General features: G+C 66.6%; 1 pseudogene. It reads left to right on the top strand.

Going from position 1 to position 1,476, the window contains the following annotated elements:
• Window positions 1-1,476 (top strand): annotated as a pseudogene (locus tag GUY59_RS47000) (DNA-directed RNA polymerase subunit beta); the annotation flags it as partial.

The following is a 1,476-nucleotide window of genomic DNA, read 5'->3' as shown; positions in this document are numbered from 1 at the left end:
GGGCACCTCGTTCAACCAGAAGCCCATCGTCGCCGAGGGCGACCGGGTCGAGGTCAACCAGGTGATCGCCGACGGGCCGTGCACCGACCAGGGTGAGATGGCGCTCGGCAAGAACCTCCTGGTGGCGTTCATGCCGTGGGAGGGCCACAACTACGAAGACGCGATCATCCTGTCGCAGCGGCTGGTGCAGGACGACGTGCTGTCCTCGATCCACATCGAGGAGCACGAGGTCGACGCCCGTGACACCAAGCTGGGTCCCGAAGAGATCACGCGTGACATTCCCAACGTCTCCGAGGAGGTCCTGGCCGACCTCGACGAGCGCGGCATCATCCGCATCGGCGCCGAGGTCGTTCCCGGCGACATCCTGGTCGGCAAGGTCACCCCGAAGGGCGAGACCGAGCTGACGCCTGAGGAGCGGCTGCTGCGTGCGATCTTCGGTGAGAAGGCGCGTGAGGTCCGTGACACCTCGCTGAAGGTGCCGCACGGTGAGCAGGGCAAGGTCATCGGCGTGCGGGTGTTCAGCCGTGAGGAGGGCGACGAGCTGCCGCCGGGGGTCAACGAGCTGGTGCGCGTCTATGTGGCGCAGAAGCGTAAGATCACCGACGGTGACAAGCTGGCCGGCCGGCACGGCAACAAGGGTGTCATCTCCAAGATCCTTCCGGTCGAGGACATGCCGTTCCTGGAGGACGGCACTCCGGTCGACATCATTCTCAACCCGCTGGGCGTGCCCGGCCGGATGAACGTCGGCCAGGTGCTGGAGACCCATCTGGGGTGGATCGCCGCCAGGGGCTGGGACATCTCCGGCGTCCAGGAGGCCTGGGCCGACCGGCTGCGCGAGAAGGGTTTCGAGAAGGTCGCCCCGCGCACCAACATGGCCACCCCGGTCTTCGACGGCGCCCACGAGCAGGAGATCGTCGGTCTGCTGCAGAGCACCGTCGCCAACCGCGACGGTGACCGGATGGTGCAGCCGAGCGGCAAGGCCCGGCTGTTCGACGGGCGCAGCGGCGAGCCGTTCCCCTACCCGATCTCGGTCGGATACATCTACATCCTCAAGCTGCTCCACCTGGTCGACGACAAGATTCACGCGCGTTCGACCGGCCCCTACTCCATGATCACGCAGCAGCCGCTGGGCGGTAAGGCCCAGTTCGGCGGGCAGCGTTTCGGTGAGATGGAGGTGTGGGCGCTGGAGGCCTACGGCGCGGCGTACGCGCTGCAGGAGCTGCTGACCATCAAGTCCGACGACGTCCTGGGCCGCGTGAAGGTCTACGAGGCGATCGTCAAGGGCGAGAACATCCCCGAGCCGGGCATCCCCGAGTCCTTCAAGGTGCTCATCAAGGAGATGCAGTCGCTGTGCCTCAACGTCGAGGTGCTCTCCAGCGACGGCATGTCCATCGAGATGCGTGACACCGACGAGGACGTCTTCCGCGCCGCGGAGGAGCTCGGTATCGACCTGTCCCGGCGTGAGCCGAGCAGCGT

Source organism: Nonomuraea sp. K271 (assembly GCF_009908215.1).
Taxonomy (GTDB): Bacteria; Actinomycetota; Actinomycetes; order Streptosporangiales; family Streptosporangiaceae; genus Nonomuraea; species Nonomuraea longispora.
This window is presented reverse-complemented; position numbering and strand designations above follow the sequence as displayed.